The sequence below is a fragment of the Acidovorax temperans genome, from assembly GCF_028596105.1.
Classification (GTDB): domain Bacteria; phylum Pseudomonadota; class Gammaproteobacteria; order Burkholderiales; family Burkholderiaceae_C; genus Acidovorax; species Acidovorax temperans.
The window spans coordinates 1-16,733 of sequence record NZ_CP117195.1 but is presented as its reverse complement, the minus strand read 5'-3'; the positions used below and the strand labels follow the sequence as shown (position 1 = coordinate 16,733).

General features: G+C 61.4%; 17 protein-coding genes. 7 read left to right on the top strand and 10 right to left on the bottom strand.

Annotation, left to right across the window (positions count from 1 at the left end; all coding sequences use genetic code 11):
- The first annotated feature begins 42 nt into the window (after positions 1-42).
- On the top strand, positions 43-657 hold the full coding sequence (locus PQV96_RS22215) for a recombinase family protein (protein WP_142085883.1): 615 nt from the start codon (positions 43-45) through the stop codon (positions 655-657).
- 79 nt (positions 658-736) lie between these two features.
- On the opposite strand, the gene PQV96_RS22210 is transcribed toward PQV96_RS22215, so the two are convergent.
- From PQV96_RS22210 to PQV96_RS22200, 3 genes are read right to left on the bottom strand one after another with little or no spacing between them, the layout of a single operon-like run.
- Positions 737-2,653 (bottom strand): cytochrome c/FTR1 family iron permease, encoded by a 1,917-nt coding sequence (locus tag PQV96_RS22210; protein ID WP_207374958.1) that lies wholly within the window; start codon positions 2,651-2,653, stop codon positions 737-739.
- 48 nt (positions 2,654-2,701) lie between these two features.
- Positions 2,702-3,793 carry a signal peptidase II gene (gene lspA, locus PQV96_RS22205; protein WP_142085880.1) on the bottom strand — a complete coding sequence of 364 codons (1,092 nt, stop codon included), beginning with the start codon at positions 3,791-3,793 and terminating at the stop codon, positions 2,702-2,704.
- Positions 3,790-6,195: a heavy metal translocating P-type ATPase gene (locus PQV96_RS22200; RefSeq protein WP_066697645.1), complete on the bottom strand. Its 2,406-nt coding sequence runs from the start codon at positions 6,193-6,195 to the stop codon at positions 3,790-3,792. The genes lspA and PQV96_RS22200 overlap by 4 nt, the downstream gene beginning before the upstream one ends.
- 85 nt (positions 6,196-6,280) lie before the next feature.
- Between PQV96_RS22200 and cadR the strand changes: the two genes are divergently transcribed.
- Positions 6,281-6,700, top strand: a complete 420-nt coding sequence (cadR, locus tag PQV96_RS22195; protein ID WP_115465919.1) for a Cd(II)/Pb(II)-responsive transcriptional regulator — start codon at positions 6,281-6,283, stop codon at positions 6,698-6,700.
- A gap of 256 nt (positions 6,701-6,956) precedes the next feature.
- Here cadR and PQV96_RS22190 read toward each other — a convergent pair whose 3' ends face one another.
- The 6 genes from PQV96_RS22190 to PQV96_RS22165 all read right to left on the bottom strand — a co-directional run bounded on the left by PQV96_RS22190 (position 6,957) and on the right by PQV96_RS22165 (position 9,779).
- Positions 6,957-7,286, bottom strand: a complete 330-nt coding sequence (locus tag PQV96_RS22190) for a type II toxin-antitoxin system YafQ family toxin (RefSeq protein WP_013124610.1) — start codon at positions 7,284-7,286, stop codon at positions 6,957-6,959.
- Positions 7,258-7,539, bottom strand: coding sequence for a type II toxin-antitoxin system RelB/DinJ family antitoxin (locus PQV96_RS22185; protein ID WP_013124611.1), 282 nt, complete (start codon positions 7,537-7,539; stop codon positions 7,258-7,260). The genes PQV96_RS22190 and PQV96_RS22185 overlap by 29 nt, the downstream gene beginning before the upstream one ends.
- A gap of 124 nt (positions 7,540-7,663) precedes the next feature.
- Complete coding sequence (locus PQV96_RS22180; protein WP_142085896.1) at positions 7,664-8,191, bottom strand: 3'-5' exonuclease; 528 nt, start codon at positions 8,189-8,191, stop codon at positions 7,664-7,666.
- Positions 8,192-8,417: 226 nt separating this feature from the next.
- Positions 8,418-8,987, bottom strand: a complete 570-nt coding sequence (locus PQV96_RS22175; protein WP_142085876.1) for an HAD family hydrolase — start codon at positions 8,985-8,987, stop codon at positions 8,418-8,420.
- Between the two features lie 32 nt (positions 8,988-9,019).
- The gene (locus PQV96_RS22170) at positions 9,020-9,223 is read right to left on the bottom strand and encodes a hypothetical protein (protein ID WP_013124614.1); all 204 of its coding nucleotides are present in this window, start codon (positions 9,221-9,223) and stop codon (positions 9,020-9,022) included.
- Position 9,224: 1 nt separating this feature from the next.
- Positions 9,225-9,779: a hypothetical protein gene (locus PQV96_RS22165; RefSeq protein WP_018413496.1), complete on the bottom strand. Its 555-nt coding sequence runs from the start codon at positions 9,777-9,779 to the stop codon at positions 9,225-9,227.
- Between the two features lie 197 nt (positions 9,780-9,976).
- Between PQV96_RS22165 and PQV96_RS22160 the strand changes: the two genes are divergently transcribed.
- The 5 genes from PQV96_RS22160 to PQV96_RS22140 all read left to right on the top strand — a co-directional run bounded on the left by PQV96_RS22160 (position 9,977) and on the right by PQV96_RS22140 (position 13,413).
- Positions 9,977-10,603 (top strand): ParA family protein, encoded by a 627-nt coding sequence (locus PQV96_RS22160; protein ID WP_013124616.1) that lies wholly within the window; start codon positions 9,977-9,979, stop codon positions 10,601-10,603.
- Positions 10,600-10,923 (top strand): hypothetical protein, encoded by a 324-nt coding sequence (locus PQV96_RS22155; protein ID WP_105224163.1) that lies wholly within the window; start codon positions 10,600-10,602, stop codon positions 10,921-10,923. The genes PQV96_RS22160 and PQV96_RS22155 overlap by 4 nt, the downstream gene beginning before the upstream one ends.
- Before the next feature lie 147 nt (positions 10,924-11,070).
- A complete protein-coding gene (gene parC / locus PQV96_RS22150; protein WP_013124618.1) occupies positions 11,071-11,382 on the top strand; it encodes a ParC family partition-associated protein in 312 nt (103 codons plus the stop codon).
- Positions 11,383-11,629: 247 nt separating this feature from the next.
- Positions 11,630-12,850, top strand: a complete 1,221-nt coding sequence (locus tag PQV96_RS22145) for a replication initiation protein (protein WP_142085874.1) — start codon at positions 11,630-11,632, stop codon at positions 12,848-12,850.
- 209 nt (positions 12,851-13,059) lie between these two features.
- Positions 13,060-13,413, top strand: a complete 354-nt coding sequence (locus PQV96_RS22140; RefSeq protein ID WP_125958918.1) for a hypothetical protein — start codon at positions 13,060-13,062, stop codon at positions 13,411-13,413.
- A 404-nt stretch (positions 13,414-13,817) separates the two neighbouring features.
- Here PQV96_RS22140 and PQV96_RS22135 read toward each other — a convergent pair whose 3' ends face one another.
- Positions 13,818-16,733 carry a Tn3-like element IS1071 family transposase gene (locus tag PQV96_RS22135; protein WP_003049965.1) on the bottom strand — a complete coding sequence of 972 codons (2,916 nt, stop codon included), beginning with the start codon at positions 16,731-16,733 and terminating at the stop codon, positions 13,818-13,820.

The following is a 16,733-nucleotide window of genomic DNA, read 5'->3' as shown; positions in this document are numbered from 1 at the left end:
CCACACTGTCACATAATCGAACGTATATGTGACAGGTGCAAGATGCTGATTGGCTACATGCGGGTATCGAAAGCAGACGGCTCACAGGCCACCGACTTGCAGCGTGATGCACTGATCGCTGCCGGCGTCGATCCGGCCCAGCTCTACGAAGACCAGGCTTCCGGCAAGCGCGAAGATCGTCCCGGCTTGGCGAGCTGTTTGAAGGCGTTGCGTTCAGGGGATACCTTGGTCGTATGGAAGCTCGACCGGCTCGGGCGCGACCTGCGCCATCTGATCAATACCGTGCACGATCTGACCGGGCGCGGCGTTGGCCTCAAGGTTCTGACCGGCCACGGAGCCGCCATCGACACGACGACCGCTGCTGGCAAACTGGTTTTCGGCATCTTCGCCGCACTGGCCGAATTCGAGCGCGAGCTGATCGCAGAGCGCACAGTAGCGGGCTTGGCCTCGGCGCGGGCGCGCGGTAGGAAAGGCGGTCGGCCTTTCAAGATGACCGCCGCCAAGCTACGGCTGGCGATGGCGGCAATGGGGCAGACGGAAACCAAGGTCGGCGACCTGTGCCAAGAGTTCGGCATCACGCGACAGACCTTGTACCGGCATATTTCTCCCAAAGGGGAATTGCGCGCGGATGGAATACGACTGCTGTCCAAGGTGTAAAAGAAAAACTGGCCTTTACATGGTCAGCACGGATTCGAGGATGATGGCGCTCGTCGCGGCATCAATTCACGCCGTCAAATCAGCTTTTTTGTACTGCCATTTGACGCGATGACCGCAAATTGATTGTAAAGGCCACCACAACGATGAATAACACAGCGAATTGCGCTGAGAGTGTTTGCCACGACGGATAGATGCCCAGCAGATCAATGCGTGGGATCGATATTGGGCTGGTCTGCAATAACCCTGCTTCTTGCAGACCTGCGATGCCCTTGCCTGCCAAGACCACGGCAAGTATGGCCACCAGCAGTGAGCTGGCAGCGAAGAACTGGCCAATCGGCAGGCGCGCACTGGTGCGCAGCAGTACGACTGCCAGCAGGGCCAGGATTCCCATGCCGGTGCCCAAGCCCGCCAGCAGGGGCCAGCCATTTCCTTCTGTCCAGAGCGCGGCAAAGAACAGCACGGTCTCGAACACCTCGCGGTAGACGGCGACGAAGGCCAGCGAGAACAAGAACCATGCCGTGCGCTTGTTGAGCGCCGAAGACAGCTTTTCCTTGAGGTAGACCTGCCAGCGACCGGCAACGCTCTTCTGGTGCATCCACATGCCCACACCCAGCAAGACCACGGCGGCAAAGAGTGACGAAAAGCCTTCCGTTAGCTCCCGGCTTGCCCCACTGACGCCGACCAAGTAAGTTGCCACTGCCCATGTAATGCCGCCTGCGGCCAGCGCGGATGCCCAGCCTGCATGCACGTAGATCAATACGTCTTTCCGTTCGGCTTTCTTGAGAAACGCAAGCATGGCAACGACTACCAGCAGGGCTTCCAATCCTTCACGGAGCAAGATGGTTAACGCGCCGATGAAGGCCGCCACGGCATCGTCGTCGGAGGGGGCAAGCACCTTGTCCGCTTCATCCAGCAAGCCGCGCAAATGCAGCTCCGCTGTCTGCACATCGGCAGGCGAACCATTGGCTATCAATGCCCGGTAGGACACCATCGCGGCTTCGATCTTCTCGAACAGCGGCCGATTGCGGGTGGCCAGCGCGGGTTCGACTGGCTCGAAGCCATCGAGATAAGCAGACAAGGCCAGCTTGGTCGCGCCTGCGCGGTCGCCAGCCAGCAATGCCGTCACACTCTCGCTGAGTTTGGCCTTGGCAATCGCGGTGCCCTTCGGGCTGTTGACGTTCAGCGCGTTCGGGTTGGTGCGTAAATAGGCGGTCAGGGCTTTGGCGGATGGCACATCCAGCTTGTCCGCCAAGACATGCTCGGAGGTTTGCGTCAGCGCATCCAGACTGGCGACCGTCTGGCGAACCTGCGCATTGGCTTGCCAGAGCTTGGCCCCTTCGTCCTTGTCGCTTTGCGCATAGGGCAGTGTGCCGACAAAGAACGCCAGTGCCCAACGATCTTCATCCGACAACGCGCCAAAGCCCTGCATGGCGGTGCCTTGGACACCGTTGCTGATAATCTGGTGCAGCGCGAACAAGCTGCGCTCACGCGCCCGCGTGTGATCGGCCAGCGCGGTCGGCTTGGGGTTCAGGGATGCCGCCAGAGGGCCGTCACCGCGCCCTTGCTGACCGTGACAGGCCGCACATTGCGCCTGAAACAACTGTCCGCCCTTCGCCAAGACCGGCATGGCAGTCGGCGCGACTGGAAACGGATATGTCTTTTGCACCGCACTGGACAGCGCATGCGCCAGTTTCGCCACGCTGACCGGATCGGCCTTGGCAGCTACCGCAGCACGCAAAGCGGTCGCTTGTTGCAATAAGCTACCCTTGTCGGTCTGGTCAGGCAGTTCTCCCAGTTGACGCTCGGCTGTAGCGGCAAATTCCTGCATTTCAGCGTACTCCGACGCTTTCAGCACGGCACCGTTGGCGACCGCGCCGCCGTAATCGACGGCGACGTAGTCCAGAAGTTGCCAAATCTGTTTGGCTTTGAGTTCGGTGGTTTCGGCTGCGTAGTTTGGCCCGCCAATCAACGCACAAGTCGCCAACAGCAAAGTCATCAGCCAGCGATAGGTTGCTCGGCAAGTCATGGAAACTCTCGGATTATATCATTGTGAATGATTATAATTCTCATTTGCGCCGGTGTCCACCGCCTTGCCTTGGGTCAGCATCTGCATGATGAGCAAAGCAGCACCCGATGTGATCGCCACATCTGCGAGGTTGAAGGCGGGCCAGTGCACAAGCTGCCAATGGAAGTCGAGGAAATCGACAACCGATCCACGCAGCACACGATCCGCGACATTGCCGAGCGCACCACCAAGGATCAGGCTGTAGCCCACCGCTTCGAGGCGTGGCCGCTGCTGGCACAGCATGCGTCCCAGCCAAGCAGAAACGACCAGGCCCAGCGTGATGAAAAAGTAACGTTGCCAGCCGCCAGCGTTCGCCAGAAAGCTGAATGCCGCGCCGGGATTCAGGACATGGACGAAGTTGAAGAAGGGCGTGACTTCGACCTGTTCACCGTAGGCAAACGTGCGGGTGATGGCGAACTTTGCGAGCTGATCGGTCATGACAGCACTGGCGGCCACTGCGAACCAGACCCAAGTCGATGTGCGGCGAGCCGATTGCCACACAGGGACGGCCAGCGGCATCAGCCACCCGGCGAGCGCCGTGCAACTCAATCCAAGTACCCACCCCGCCAGCACATCGGCAGGAAAGTGCATTCCGGCTGCGATGCGTGACCAACCGACCAATGCGGCGTACAACACCAAGCCGATGCGGCCACGACGGCCTATCAAAGGCCAGAGCGCGCCGACCACCAGCGCGGCATAGGTGGCATGCCCGCTGGGCAGGCTGTAGTGAAGCTCGATGTCCCCGATGACGCGCACCATGTCGCCAAGGACGGCAGGCGGGCGTGGAAAGTCGAGCCATAGCTTCAAGATGGTGGCGGCCAGTAACGCCAGCAAGAAGGCCGCGCTAAAACCAATAAGGCGATGCCGAACGGCCCTGCCATGCGTCGGGTTGGTGGCCGACTTCGACCACCACCACAGACCCAGCAGCATCAGCGGCGCTGTCCAGTAACTTCCCACGAGGCTGAAGAACCACGCCAGCGGCCCCAGCGCGGCAGGCGTACCCGTGTTGATGGCTTGAAACATCGCGATGTTCAGACCACCCCAGTCATAGAGAAAGAATTTCCAGCTCATCGGCGCAACAGCCTCAAGCCATTGCCAACGACGAGCAAGCTGGCCCCCATGTCAGCAAACACAGCCATCCACATGGTCGCGTGACCCGTGAAGGTGAGCACCAGAAAGACTGCCTTGATGCCAAGGGCCAGCACAATGTTTTGCATCAGCACCTGCGCCGTCGCACGCGACAGGCGCACGAAGGTCGGAATTTTGCGCAGGTCATCGTCCATCAGCGCCACATCAGCCGTTTCGATGGCGGTGTCGGTGCCAGCGGCTCCCATGGCAAAGCCGATATCCGCACGCGCCAAGGCCGGTGCATCGTTGATGCCATCACCGACCATGCCAACCTTGCCGCTTCGGGCCAGTTGCTCCACTTCGCGCAATTTGTCATCTGGGAGTAGGTTGCCTTGCGCACGGTCGATTCCGGCTTGTGCGGCAATGGCCTGTGCCGTATGGGGGTTGTCGCCGGTCAGCATCATGGTGTTGATGCCCAGTGCGTGCAGCTCGGCGATGGCGGTCCTGCTGCTGTCCTTGATGGTGTCCGCTACGGCGAATAAGGCATGTACCCCTTTTGCGCCTACCAACATCACGACGGTCTTGCCAGCGGTTTCCAGCGCAGCGATGCGCTGCTCCAGCTCTGGTGTGCACTGCCCCAGCTCTTCGAGCATCCGGTGGTTGCCCAGATGGTAGGTCTCCCCGTCGATTTGGCCTTGCACACCCCGACCGGGCAGCGCGTTGAATTCGGCCACGTCGAGCAAGGCAACCCCGTCCGTCTGCGCGGCCTGTGCCACCGCCTTGGATACAGGATGGTCCGAGCGGGCCGCCAGACTGGCAGCGATGCTGCGGCTGTCCGAGGCGAGTGCATTGCCCCATGTGACAAAGTCGGTCTGTGCGGGCTTGCCGTGCGTGATCGTGCCGGTCTTGTCCAGAGCCAGCCAGCGCAGCTTGCGGCCTTCTTCCAGATAGACGCCACCTTTGATGAGAATGCCGTGGCGGGCGGCGGCGGCCAGGCCGCTGACGATGCTGACCGGTGTAGAGATCACCAGTGCGCACGGGCAGGCGACCACCAGCAGAACCAATGCACGGTAGATCCAGTCGAGCCATGCCGCACCCATGAACAGCGGCGGCAACAACGCGACGGCGATGGCAACGCCGAATACAACGGGGGTGTACCAGCGGGCGAACTGATCGACAAAACGCTGAGTCGGCGCACGACTACCTTGCGCAGCCTCTACCGCGTGAATGATCCGGGCCAAAGTGGAGTTGTTGGCCAAGGCGGTGACGCGGTACTCGAAGGAACCAGATTCGTTGATCGTGCCCGCAAACACCGGATCGCCGGGGGACTTCTCGACCGGGAGGCTTTCGCCCGTGATCGGGGCTTGGTTGACCGTGGAGCGTCCGTCTAGCACCTCGCCATCGAGCGCGATGCGCTCACCCGGTTTGACCCGGACTCGGCTGCCAATGGCGATTTGCTTGGCACTTACCTCTCGCCAAGTGCCGTCAGGCTGCTGCACCGTGGCCTGCTCCGGGGTCAGGTCGAGCAGCCCACGGATGGCGTTACGGGCGCGATCCAATGACTTGGCCTCGATCACCTCGGCCAGCGCGAACAGTACCATCACCATCGCCGCTTCGGGCCAGTGGCCAATCAACATGGCACCCGTGACGGCAATCGACATCAGGGCGTTCATGTTGAGGTTACGGTTCTTGAGCGCGATCCACCCCTTCTTGTAGGTGGAGAGGCCACCCGTGAAGACCGCGACAAGCGCCAGAACGACAACCGACCAATGATTGCCGTCGTGGAACCAGTAGACCGCCTCGGCCGCCGATGCAGTGACCAAGGAGATGCCCAGCGGCCACCAGTTGGTCGGCGTGGTCACAGGGGCGGCGGATGGAGATGCGACCTCTGCCGTGTCCACGACCTGCGCCTCGAATCCGAGTGCTTGTAGTGCCACAAGCACATCCGGCAGAACCCCGTCAGCATGGCGTACCGACAGCGTGCGCTGCATGAGGTTGAAATCGAGATCGGCAACCCCGGCCACGGTGCCGAGCTTGTTGCGGATCAACGCCTCTTCGGTCGGGCAATCCATCTTGGCAATGGACAACTTGGTCGTCTGCCCGGCCGACGCCTGATCCATGCGCACAGCTTGCATGCCGATGGCCTTCAGTGCCTGCTCAACGGGAGACAGCGAAGGCAATTCGTGCCGCACGGCCAAGGTACGCTGCATCAGGTTGAACTCAAGACCAACCACACCCGCCAGACCGGCCAGTTTGCTTCGGATCAGCGCCTCTTCGGTCGGGCAATCCATGTTCTCGATGCGGTACACCGCTTGAGCCGATCCGGTTGCCAGCGGGGCCGGTGCCGTGGGTTGGATGATCGGCTCAGTCGTGCAGCCACACCCCTTTGAAGCGCATTCGCTCATGGATAACTCCTTCAAATCGTCTATTCAGCCTCCATTAAAAACTCTATAGTCGCTATAGAGTCAAGTGAAAAATGGAGATTGAGGCATGGAAATCAGAATTGGCGACCTCGCCAAGCGCTCTGGGTGCGAGGTCGTGACCATCCGCTACTACGAGAAGGAAGGGCTACTGCCGAAGCCAGCGCGAAGTGGTGGCAACTTTCGGTTGTACAGCGATGTGCACATCGAGCGTTTGCAGTTCATTCGTCATTGCCGTTCGCTTGACATGACGCTGAGCGAAATCAGGATACTGCTGGGCCTACGAGATAACCCTGCTCAGGACTGCGGCGACGTCAATGCACTACTGGATGCGCATATTCGTCAGACCGAAGAGCGCGTGGAAGCGCTGTTGCAATTGAAGCGGCACTTGCTCTCGCTGCGTGAAAAATGCTCGGGCGCTCGACGAATAGAGGCATGTGGCATCTTGCAAGGTTTATCAGATTGCGATCATCCGGGATGCAACGCATAGCATGAAGTGTCTCGCACGCCGACATTGGCCTGCGATTTTGGGCTCGTGAGCGGCCTGCCTAATTGGCATCGGAGAAGGTCGTGCGGCTGACTTCTGATATTCCGTGCTGTCGTCTTCTGAAAATGACAGCACGCCGGGCCAGCCGCCCAAGTTTGCGCCCTGATAATCCGGGGTGACTGCCTCGTAGCGGCGTTTTCCTCCCTGACAGCCCGCAGTCTTTCACCGCCTCGCCATGCGAGGCGGCTTTCTTTCCGGGCTACGAGAACAGCTCGGAGTGCGTCCCGCTGCGCACGAAAACGACCAAGCCGCTTTTGCCCGAGTCGTCGAGCGTGTAGATCAGCAGGAAGTCGCCGCCGACGTGGCACTCACGATGGCCTGCCCAGTCGCCCGTGAGGGCGTGATCGAGCCATTCAGGCGGCAGCGGCCCGTCGTTGGCGATCAGCAGCGTCATGGCCTCTTTCAGCCGGTTCATGTCGTACCGGCCGGAGTGGGACAGGCGCTGCCAGTCCTTGAGGAAGTCCTTGGTGTAGTCCGACGCTCGGGGCAGGTTTGCCCGCTTACTTGCGGCTGGCTTCTTCGAGGTCATTCAGCAGCGCGTCAGCGGTGGCGAAGCGAGCGCGACGGCTCTTGATGATCTCGTTGGCCTCGGCGATGGCGACACGGCTGGTGGCGTTCGGTGCCTTGAGTGCGAACGGCAGTTCCTTGTCGGCGACGACACGGGTCAGGAACACGCGGATCGCATCGGAGACGGTCAGGCCCATCGAGGCCAGCGTTTCCGCAGCCTGCGCCTTGACGTTCTCGTCCACGCGGACGTGAACCATAGTGGTGGTAGCAGCCATGACGGCCTCCTATTGCGACTGATTGAGATACATTGTATCGCAGGCGGTCAGCTTTCGCAAGGCGGCACCCCCCCCGGCTTCCTTGTTCGTAGGTATGTATATAGGTAGGTATATACATACCTACCTACAACGACCACGGCAACAGCTTGGCGATGTTGCGCGCGTCGTCGAGGCCTCTATGGTGTGCGCCATCGAGCGACAGGCCCACCATCTGCAACGCGCGGGCCATGCCTACCTCTTTGATCTTCCGGGCCTTGGCAAAGCGGCGCTTGAGGTTCACATGCTCGAAGGCTGCGAGCGGGTTCTGGATGCCGTGCCGCTCGCAATCGCGGGAAAGCTGCTTGGCATCGAATTGGCCCCAGCTCCCCCACGTTGCGCCCGGTGCCTGATGGCGTTGGGCGAAGCTGGCCAGCCGTGCCGCGACCGCTGGGAACAACTCGGCACCGTCCACGTCGGCCTGCTGGATGTTGGTGAGCTGCCGACAAAAGGGAGTGAGCTGAGGGCGTGCCACGGGGCGCACCAGCGCCTGAAACGTGTCGAGCACGCTGCCCTCAACCGTAGCCCACACCGCGCCGATCTCGATGATCTCCATATCGCTCGCCGGGAGGCCATCGCCATCGTCGCAGGTGGCCTCAAGGTCGATGACCAGCACGGGCGAAAACGGCCCCGGCCGTTGGTGCCATGTTCCGGCGACCCATTGCTGCCAGTCGTGCGCCCATGCGCATGGGCCTGCGCCGTCGATCAGCGGCGCAGCACTACCGCGCAGTGCTGCGGCGAACTGGTCGCGCCACGGCTGGGCAATCTCGGCCAGCACAACATAGGCACCACTGCCGGGCCGGTGGATAGGCACGCGGGCCAGCAGCTCAGCGGCCGTCATGTCAGACGAACCCCTTGAGAGCATCGACCAGCGACTGCCCTCCCCTGCGATCCAGCCAGCGCGCCTGCATCCCGAAGGCCTGCGGCCCGTCGAAGTCGCAGCGCTTGCTGTCCCCCACGAAAACCGTCTCAGCCGGTGCGCAGCCCAGCTCGGCGCACGCGAGCCGGTACATCGTCGGGTGTGGCTTGGCCACCCCGACCTCATACGACAGCACGTAGGCGTCCAGCTCGGGCACGAGGCCGCGCACGGCCGGGCCGTACTCATAGGCAAGGTTCGAGCACACCGCCAAGCGCAGCCCTGCTGCCCGCGCCTTGGCGAGCACGTCCGGCACCTCGGGAAACAGACGCAGGCCTGACAGCTCTTCGGCCAAGTCGGGCAGGATCACGTCGAGCTTGTCCCCCACGCCGATCTCGCTGGCGAGGGTCGCCAGTGGCACGTCGCGCGTGAGGCAGGCGATCCGATCCACCGGCCGCCCGGCCGCGTCCACCAGATGCCCGTAGGGTGCAGGGCGCGTGGTGTAGCGGATCAGGGTGCCGAAGGCGTCAAAGACAATGGCTCTCGTGGGCTTCATGTATATATATACCTACCTATATACCTACATACCTACTCGAACAGCTCGCGCTCGAACTCGACGCCAGCCACCACCAGCGGCTCGCCGCTGGGCCAGCGCTTAGGCGGCTGGTGATCGCTGATGACCTGCACGTCGGTGTCGTCGTTGACCACGGCCACGTCGGCGGCGTGCAAAGCGGCTTGCTTGCTCGCGCGCTCGAAGCGGCAGGTGTTGGGGTCGAATGTCCAAAAGCGCATGTCAGCCTCCTTGGTCTTGAGCTTTGCGGCGCTCGTGCTCTTCGAGCAGCCGCTGGTAGGAATCGAATTCCGGCGTGCCGGGCGTGGCGAAGTTGGGCAGCATCAGCGGCTCGTACTCTTCCTCGATGACTGGACGCCCCTTCACCGGCTCGGGCATCAGGTCAGCCAGCAGGCGCAACACGGCTCTAGTCCCGTTGCGGATCGCGACAGCGTTCTTGGTGTCGGTTGCGGCATAGCCCTTTTGGATGCCGGTGCGGATGACGCCCAAGCGTTCGGCGAGCGTGTCGAGTTCGTACTGGGCGACCGACTTCAAGTGCTCTTCGTCCTGCTTGACGCGCCACTCTTTCCATTCGTCCTGTTCGGCCGGAGTGAGGACAGCGGCCACTTCGGCAGGCAGCTCGCGGGCTGCGCGGTCGAACTTGGCCACCACGCGCTGCACGTTCTTGCCCTCCGGGAAATCCGGCGTTACCTCGCGCACGCGGCGCAGGCACTGCACGGTTTTGCCCTCGTGGTAGTTGCCATCTTGGTCACGGTGGCGGACGGTCTTGAACTGCATGGGCTGCGTTCTCTTCTTCTAGTTGGTTGCGTATGTGTAGAACTATACGCAAAAGCGCGAAAGTCTGCTACCATTCGCTTGTGGTCGGTAGGTATATATATACTTACCGAGTCCCAGCGCCGGGGAGGAACCCGGCAGGTCGATGGTCAGCCGCTTTGCTGCTGCGTCGGTATGTATATATATCTATAGGAGCACCCATGATCTTCGCGTGTGTGAACACCAAGGGCGGCGTCGGCAAGACCACGACCGCTGTGCATTTGGCAGTGATGCTGGCCCGGCAGGGCAAGACCCTCCTGATCGACGGCGACCCGCAGGCCTCGGCCGCGAGCTGGGCTGCTTGGCGTCGTGAGACGCAATACGACCCGTCGCCCACCACCACCTGCCTCGCTGGCAAGGCGATCTTGGCCGAAGGCAAGCAGTTGGCCAGCGGCTTCGAGCACGTCGTCGTTGATGCCGGTGGCCGTGATTCGGTTGGTCTGCGCTCAGCGCTGCTGCTGGCCCAGCGTGCCGTGATCCCAATTGGCGCGAGCAATCTGGACGCTGCCGCCATGACCGACTTGCTGGAAGTGGTCGAGCTGGCCCGCGACTACAACCCCGAGCTGGATGTGCGCGTGCTGCTGACCCGTGTCGATCCGCGCACCAAGGATGCGGCCGAGATGCTGGAATTCTTGGCCGAGCAGAAACTGACCGTGCTGCCGACCAAGGTGTGCGAGCGGGTGGCTTTCCGCCGCGCCATCGGCGAAGGCGCGAGCGTTCAGGAGCTGGGCCGCGATCAAGCCGCCATTGCCGAGATGGAAGCCTTCTTCAAGGAGGTGATGGCATGAGCATGAAGGGCAAGCCCAACACGGCGCAGTTCAAGCCGCCCAAAGACCCGACCGCCTTCCTTGAAGGCGGGGAGGCGGACAAGGCCGAAAAGCCGCTGGTGGCACCTGCGGCCGTGACCACGCCACCGGCCGCCACGCCGCCCGCTGCCGAGGAAACGCAGCGCTACGGCCGCGCACGGGTGCAAAAAATCTTCAACTTCCCCGAGGAACTGGCTGATCGCCTGCGCCGCGAAGCGCTCAAGCGCTCGGAAGAGAAGGGCGGCCGGGTCACGGAGAAGGACATCGTGATCGAGGCGCTGGAAGCCTTCCTCAAGGGCTGATAGGTATATATATACCTATCTATGTATATATATAACGATTTCCAGTATGGACTATAGTCCATACAAGTGACGACACCAACACCATGCAGCGACAGGCGCAACGAAACATGATATTGTTGCGATTGGGCGCGGAATAAGGTATAAACGATGCTGACGACAACTGCTAGTGTGGTCGCGCCGAAGGTTTTGAAGGAACTCATCGCCGCTGGGTCGGTTTCCGCCGCCCGAGTGGAACCCGGTGACAAGGGCCTCTTGATCGTGGTGCGGGCCGGAATGAATGAGCGAGTGCTGGGTGCTGCCCGTGGCGGCCTTCGGTACTTCCAGAGTCTCGATGGAGCTGCAAGCGTTTTGCAGTCCTACGGGATCATGAAGTTTGATGTGAACACGGAGCACTGGGTGCCCAAGACGATGGTGCGGGGCTACAAGCAAGCCCCGGCGTCTGTGGATGCTGACGAGTGACCGTCATGGCAAAGGAGAGAGCTGACCAGACAGCACAAAACTGGAGAGTCAGAAACGACAAAGCCCGCTTTGGCGAGCGGGCCTTGACAGAGAAACCGGGCAGGGTGCCCAGACACGTACAGGATTCATCTTGGCGGATGAGTTCTGTACCAGTGCAATTAAGCGACTGACTATGCTTCGATTGTACGTGTCTTAAGCCCTGCGCGCAAGCGTGCGCACGCCCCTATGGGACGTGTGATGAGGGGTTATGGCAGGTACAACGGCACAGAAACTAGACAACCAGACCGCAGATCGCTTTTTCCAGTCGGGCACCGCGCTCAATCGCGTGCTCACGGAAGCGCCCTATCTGCCGCGTTGTTCTGACGACAAGACGGCCACCCGAGTCCGGCCGCGCGAATACGCCATTCGCTACCCCTACATGCAGGTCAATCGGCCCGGCTTCGTGAGCTGGCTGATCTTCGACCTTGACCATGCCAAGGCGATGATCTGGGAGGACGCTGGCCTTCCTGCCCCCAACCTGATCGTCCGCAACCGCCAAAGCGGCCACAGCCACCTCTACTACGCGATTCCCCCGGTCTGTACGACCGAGGCCGCCCGCAGCAAGCCCATCGCCTACATGAAGGCCGTCTATGAGGCCTTCGCTGCCCGGCTCGATGCCGACACCGACTTCCACAGCGGCCCCGTGGCCAAGACGCCCGGTCATCCTTGGTGGCTGACGCACGAGCTGCACGCCCACGTCTACGAGCTGGGGGAGTTGGCCGACTACGTGGACTTGGCTGTGTCCAGCCCGTGGGGCAAGGGGCCTCAGTTCGACGAGGTGAGCCATTCCCGGCACTGCATCCTCTTCGAGCACCTGCGGCACTACGCCTATTCCATCGTGAACCGTGAGCGCGAGCGCGGCTCGTTTGCCACCTTCACGCGGCTGCTCGAAGCCTACGCGCACAACCGCAACAGCTTCCAGAAGCTGGGCTTCATGGACAACCTGGCGCAGTCCTCACTCAAGGCCACGGTGAAGTCCGTCGCCCGCTGGACGTGGGATCGCTACACCGGCTGCGGCCGGTGCCACCGGGGAGTGATGCAGCTCGACAAGGACTTGCCGCTGATCGAGCGGCAGCGCCTCGCCGCCGCCCGCACCCACGACGTGCGCCACAAGACTACCGAGTCCAAGGTGCGCGCCGCGTGCCGCCTGCTGCAACAGAAGGGCGAAGCCCTCACGCAAGCCGCTATCGGCCGCGTAGCGGGCCTCACAAGGCAGACGGTGGCCACCTACAAGCATGTGCTCGAAGAAGTGCTCAAACCCGTCGCCGTGGCGATTTTGGGGGTCACTTCGGGCAAGGCCGAGGATGTTAAGCATGGTGCACATCAGGTAACTGCCGCCCCGCAGGGGGCCGGGGTTCCGGTTTCAGCTTCGGTGTCCCTTGAGCTGTTTCCTGCTGGGCCGGGTGTCGTGCCTGTGCTGGATGGCTGAGATGGAGCCGGTTTTGGTTTTGAGTAGCCCAAGCGTTTATCAAACGCGAGTAGCCGCAAGTGGGTTGTGGGTAAGTCCGCAGGACTTATCCATCATCCCGCGCGCAGGGCGAAGCCCGGAGGGTGTTCCGCCGCGCGCAAGCGCGGCCCCCCCCTCAGTTTTCGGCGTGGCGGCCGTGTCGGTTGAATGGAGTTCGGAGGATGTAGAGGATGGCTCGACGGTCTTTTGACGATGAAACGCTCGCATGGGTGCGGGAGATGCCGCTTTCGCAGGTGCTCGACAAGCTGCGCGACGATGGTCAGTTGTTCTGGCGTCGCGATCTCGACTTCGTGCCGGAGAAGGACAAGCGGACGGTGCGGTTGTTTTTGTCGTCGCCCTCGGGCTTCGCTTGGGAAGTTCTGGTGACGGGCCTCAAGTGGTTTGACGTGCGCGCAGGGAAGGGTGGAGGTGGCGGCATCGACCTCGTGATGCACCTGCTGGGTATCGACTTCGTGAAGGCCGTCAAGCTGCTTTCGTCCGGTGCCGGTGTGGCTGGCCAGCGTCGTCCAGTTCGGCCGCAGTGAAATTCGGGCGGCTCGCTGCTGCGCATCGACCGGGCTCTCGTGCTTCGCATCGAGCCTCGCACGCGAGTCTCGACCACTGCGGGCTTCGATCTTCCCTCCCTGTCGGTCGGCCTGCCGCTTTCGCCGTCCCGGCGACCGAAACCCCTTCGGTTTCGGCATCCCGCGTGGGGTCTTGCCCCACACGTCGCGGGGGAATGTGGGCGGGCTTTGCCCTTGACATCCCCCTCTGACGTGAGGCTCTGGTCGTTCCAGCCGCATCAAGGGGTCTCCTCGTTTTCAGTGCAATAAGTGACGGTACGAAAAGCTAGCACTGGCGCGGAGGTGGTGTTGGTAGATCGTTGATTTCATTGACTTTCCTGTTCACTTTCAAATCTGCGATTCGTGGCGTCAAACCGTGGTCGGTTTCATCCATTGGTGCCAGTTATCGATGCATTTGGCCGCGAAGGCAGGATTTGGTCAGCATAGCGGTCAACCGGGAAGCGAAACACACCCCGCAAGTTGATGCTCTCCAGCCTGGTGGGCGCAATCTTCCCGATCAGTTCCGGTGGAATGACCTGGCGGCGGTTCGACCAGCGATCCAGGACCGCCTGCATCTGTGAGGTATTCCACGCCATCACGATGTTGGCCATCAGGCTCAACGCATCGGCCACAGCCTGCATTTCATCGACACGTTTGGCCTGCGCCGGGCTGATCCGGCCGGTATAAATGGCGCGCTTGAGGGCGTTAACAGCCTCGCCCCGATTGAGCACCCGGCGCAACTCGTTCCTGAAAGCGTCCTTGACAAAGTAGTCAGCCAAAAACGCCGTACGCAGCAACCGCCCCAATTGCACGCCAGCCTCATAGATTGGATCGCCCTGGGCGGCAGAACCGAACCGCGCAAGAGCTGCCACCGCACTGGCATGTCCGCTCATGACCGAGGCTGCCAGGTGCACCAGACTATCCCAATGCTTTTCGATCAAAGCGACGTCGACATTGGCTTCGCACACCGCAGCGATTTCTGCGGGCACTTTGGTGCCGCGTGGCACAAAGAGGTGGCGCTGTTTGAGTTCCTTCAACCGCGGGCAAAGATCAAAACCAAGCAAACGGGCATGTGACATGGCAAAGTCGGTGTAGCCATGGGTATCCACAGCAAGCTGGCTGGTCTCCAGCTTTTCTTGGCGGATGACACCTTCAATGGCCACGCCCGCCTGGCGCTCATTGAGCACAAAGGGCTGCGCATGGAAGATGCCCCACCGGTCTTTTACATGGGAGTAGATTCCAATGGAAGGTGTGTTGCGCCGAGGATCAAGCCGGGCTTGCCACACCCGTTTGGTGGTCTCCATGCTCATCATGTCAGAAGATGCCAAATCGGACCGCCCCCAGGTGGCGGCAATCGGGTGTCGCTGCATGAATTCCAGCACAGCCTGGCAGGCCTGGCTCAGACGCCGTTCGTCCCGCGCCCAGCGCATGGCCTGGCGAATGCTGGTGGCAGACAATTGCGGAATCATGCGCGCGCATTCGACCGCAGTCAGACTGGTGCCGTGGGCCATGATGCCGGCATAGACCATCAGCAGCTCGTCGGTAGAGCGCGGCTCACGTCCGAGCATGATCCAGCTAAAGCGCACCTGGGCGTCAACGGCCAGAATCACTTCCGGCAATTGAACCTCACCGATGCGGTGATCCAAAGCCGCGCGCAGCTTGGTCACTTCTGGGTCTTCGTCCTCTGCGGGCAATGGCGACAAATGGAGTTCATCATCCACGCGCAGTACGCCACTGCGGGCTGCAGCGGCCACCGCATCGACACCGGCAGTTACTCTGGCCAGCAAAGGCTTCAAGAAAGTGGCAGCCTTGCTGGGTAACGATAGACGGGCATAGTGTTTCTTGGACTCTGCCTGCCAACGCTCGTCCGTGAAGAACAAGCGCGCACGACCCCGAAAGCTCAGGCTGTGCTCAATCCAGACCGAGCCATTGCGCACCGCGCGGCGCAGGGCAAACAGGGTGGCCACCTCCAACGCCTGAAACGCCCGTTCCCGGTCTGGGCTGGAGATCGAAACCTGCCAGATCATTCCCAGACTTGGTGCCACCACTTCAACTGGCAGCTTTCTGGATCCTTTGAGATATAAAGCTTGCAGCTTGGCAAGGTACTCGATGGCAGGATGCTCGCCGGTGGCCTGCCAGGGCAGCTTTGCAATGGCGACGAGCAACGACCGCACGGGGCGAATTCCATCAATCAATCCCTCGCGGACCAGGGAGGCCCTGCTCGGTGGTTTGCGTTTCTGGGTTTCGGTGATCAAGGCTTCAAGACGGGCACGCAACTCAGCATCTGGCACCGCACCTTGCGCGCTCAAGGCAACAAGTTCGCCGAGCAGCGTTTTGTACATTGCGGCCCAATTGACGGTAGCGGGGACATCGGCGGCAGCCTGACGCCACAGATCGGCGATCCGGCGCTGCACCATAAGGATCAACTGGTCTGTGGTGGTGAACAGGCAATACCGAAGAAAGCATGCGACCTCCACGGTGCGCGCTGGCTCTTTGATCTTGGCTCCGGCTGAGGGCGGCCTGGAGACAAGTCGGCGCGCGTAGCGGCGCAAGATGAGATCGGGGATGTCTGCCAGGTGCTTATGAACGTCCAGCGTGTAAAGCAGGTCGATGCGCTCCAGTACCTCGCTGATTTGGCGGGTTGAGTGTTTCGCCGGTGCAGCCCATAGCCAACTCTGCTGGGTTTGTCCATCTGGGCGCAGCTCTGAAACTGAGGCTCGCCAGCGATCAAGTGTTGCTGGATCAACGCTGGCGGCGATGGCGGTGCCTGTTTCAACTTCAAGCTGGGCAAGTGCCGCAGCAATCAGTGTCCGAATTGCCCGCTCGTGCACGATCACCAGCTTGTTCTTGTACAGCCATTGACGCGCCCGCACGAGTAGCTGATCGCGGTCGGCGCAGCGCGCCACTTCGTCGCGCAGTTCACGTACCAGTGAGCGGCGCTGGTGCTCGCTCATCCACTGGAATCCAAGGACCGTGCAGGCTACTTGTTGGTGATCGAATAGCGTGCGCCCGCGTTCATACATGGCTCTCAGCGAGGCGACTTCTGGTGCTGCAATGCCAAGCTCGTTGCCAAGGTGGCGCCACAAGGCTACTGGAATTACCCGAAAGGCACCGAGCAAACGCCCACTCATGCGCAGGAAACCAATATGGAGCGCCAGACCAAGCTTGTGGGAATCACCTCGGCGTGCATTGATTGCGTCGCGCTCGGCACCATCGAAGGTGAAAAATGCCTTCATCTCGAAGTCGCTGATATCGCGGGGGAGCCCACGCATCCCCAAAAACGTTGTGTGCCAACCCTGCAT

What these genes read in the sequence shown, in the direction of transcription:
- PQV96_RS22215 (WP_142085883.1), top strand. Translation starts at nt 43, where the DNA reads ATGCTGATTGGCTACATGCGGGTATCGAAAGCAGACGGCTCACAGGCC.
- PQV96_RS22210 (WP_207374958.1), bottom strand. Translation starts at nt 2,653, where the DNA reads ATGACTTTGCTGTTGGCGACTTGTGCGTTGATTGGCGGGCCAAACTAC.
- lspA (WP_142085880.1), bottom strand. Translation starts at nt 3,793, where the DNA reads ATGAGCTGGAAATTCTTTCTCTATGACTGGGGTGGTCTGAACATCGCG.
- PQV96_RS22200 (WP_066697645.1), bottom strand. Translation starts at nt 6,195, where the DNA reads ATGAGCGAATGCGCTTCAAAGGGGTGTGGCTGCACGACTGAGCCGATC.
- cadR (WP_115465919.1), top strand. Translation starts at nt 6,281, where the DNA reads ATGGAAATCAGAATTGGCGACCTCGCCAAGCGCTCTGGGTGCGAGGTC.
- PQV96_RS22190 (WP_013124610.1), bottom strand. Translation starts at nt 7,286, where the DNA reads ATGACCTCGAAGAAGCCAGCCGCAAGTAAGCGGGCAAACCTGCCCCGA.
- PQV96_RS22185 (WP_013124611.1), bottom strand. Translation starts at nt 7,539, where the DNA reads ATGGCTGCTACCACCACTATGGTTCACGTCCGCGTGGACGAGAACGTC.
- PQV96_RS22175 (WP_142085876.1), bottom strand. Translation starts at nt 8,987, where the DNA reads ATGAAGCCCACGAGAGCCATTGTCTTTGACGCCTTCGGCACCCTGATC.
- PQV96_RS22170 (WP_013124614.1), bottom strand. Translation starts at nt 9,223, where the DNA reads ATGCGCTTTTGGACATTCGACCCCAACACCTGCCGCTTCGAGCGCGCG.
- PQV96_RS22165 (WP_018413496.1), bottom strand. Translation starts at nt 9,779, where the DNA reads ATGCAGTTCAAGACCGTCCGCCACCGTGACCAAGATGGCAACTACCAC.
- PQV96_RS22160 (WP_013124616.1), top strand. Translation starts at nt 9,977, where the DNA reads ATGATCTTCGCGTGTGTGAACACCAAGGGCGGCGTCGGCAAGACCACG.
- PQV96_RS22155 (WP_105224163.1), top strand. Translation starts at nt 10,600, where the DNA reads ATGAGCATGAAGGGCAAGCCCAACACGGCGCAGTTCAAGCCGCCCAAA.
- parC (WP_013124618.1), top strand. Translation starts at nt 11,071, where the DNA reads ATGCTGACGACAACTGCTAGTGTGGTCGCGCCGAAGGTTTTGAAGGAA.
- PQV96_RS22145 (WP_142085874.1), top strand. Translation starts at nt 11,630, where the DNA reads ATGGCAGGTACAACGGCACAGAAACTAGACAACCAGACCGCAGATCGC.
- PQV96_RS22140 (WP_125958918.1), top strand. Translation starts at nt 13,060, where the DNA reads ATGGCTCGACGGTCTTTTGACGATGAAACGCTCGCATGGGTGCGGGAG.
- PQV96_RS22135 (WP_003049965.1), bottom strand. Translation starts at nt 16,733, where the DNA reads ATGCAGGGTTGGCACACAACGTTTTTGGGGATGCGTGGGCTCCCCCGC.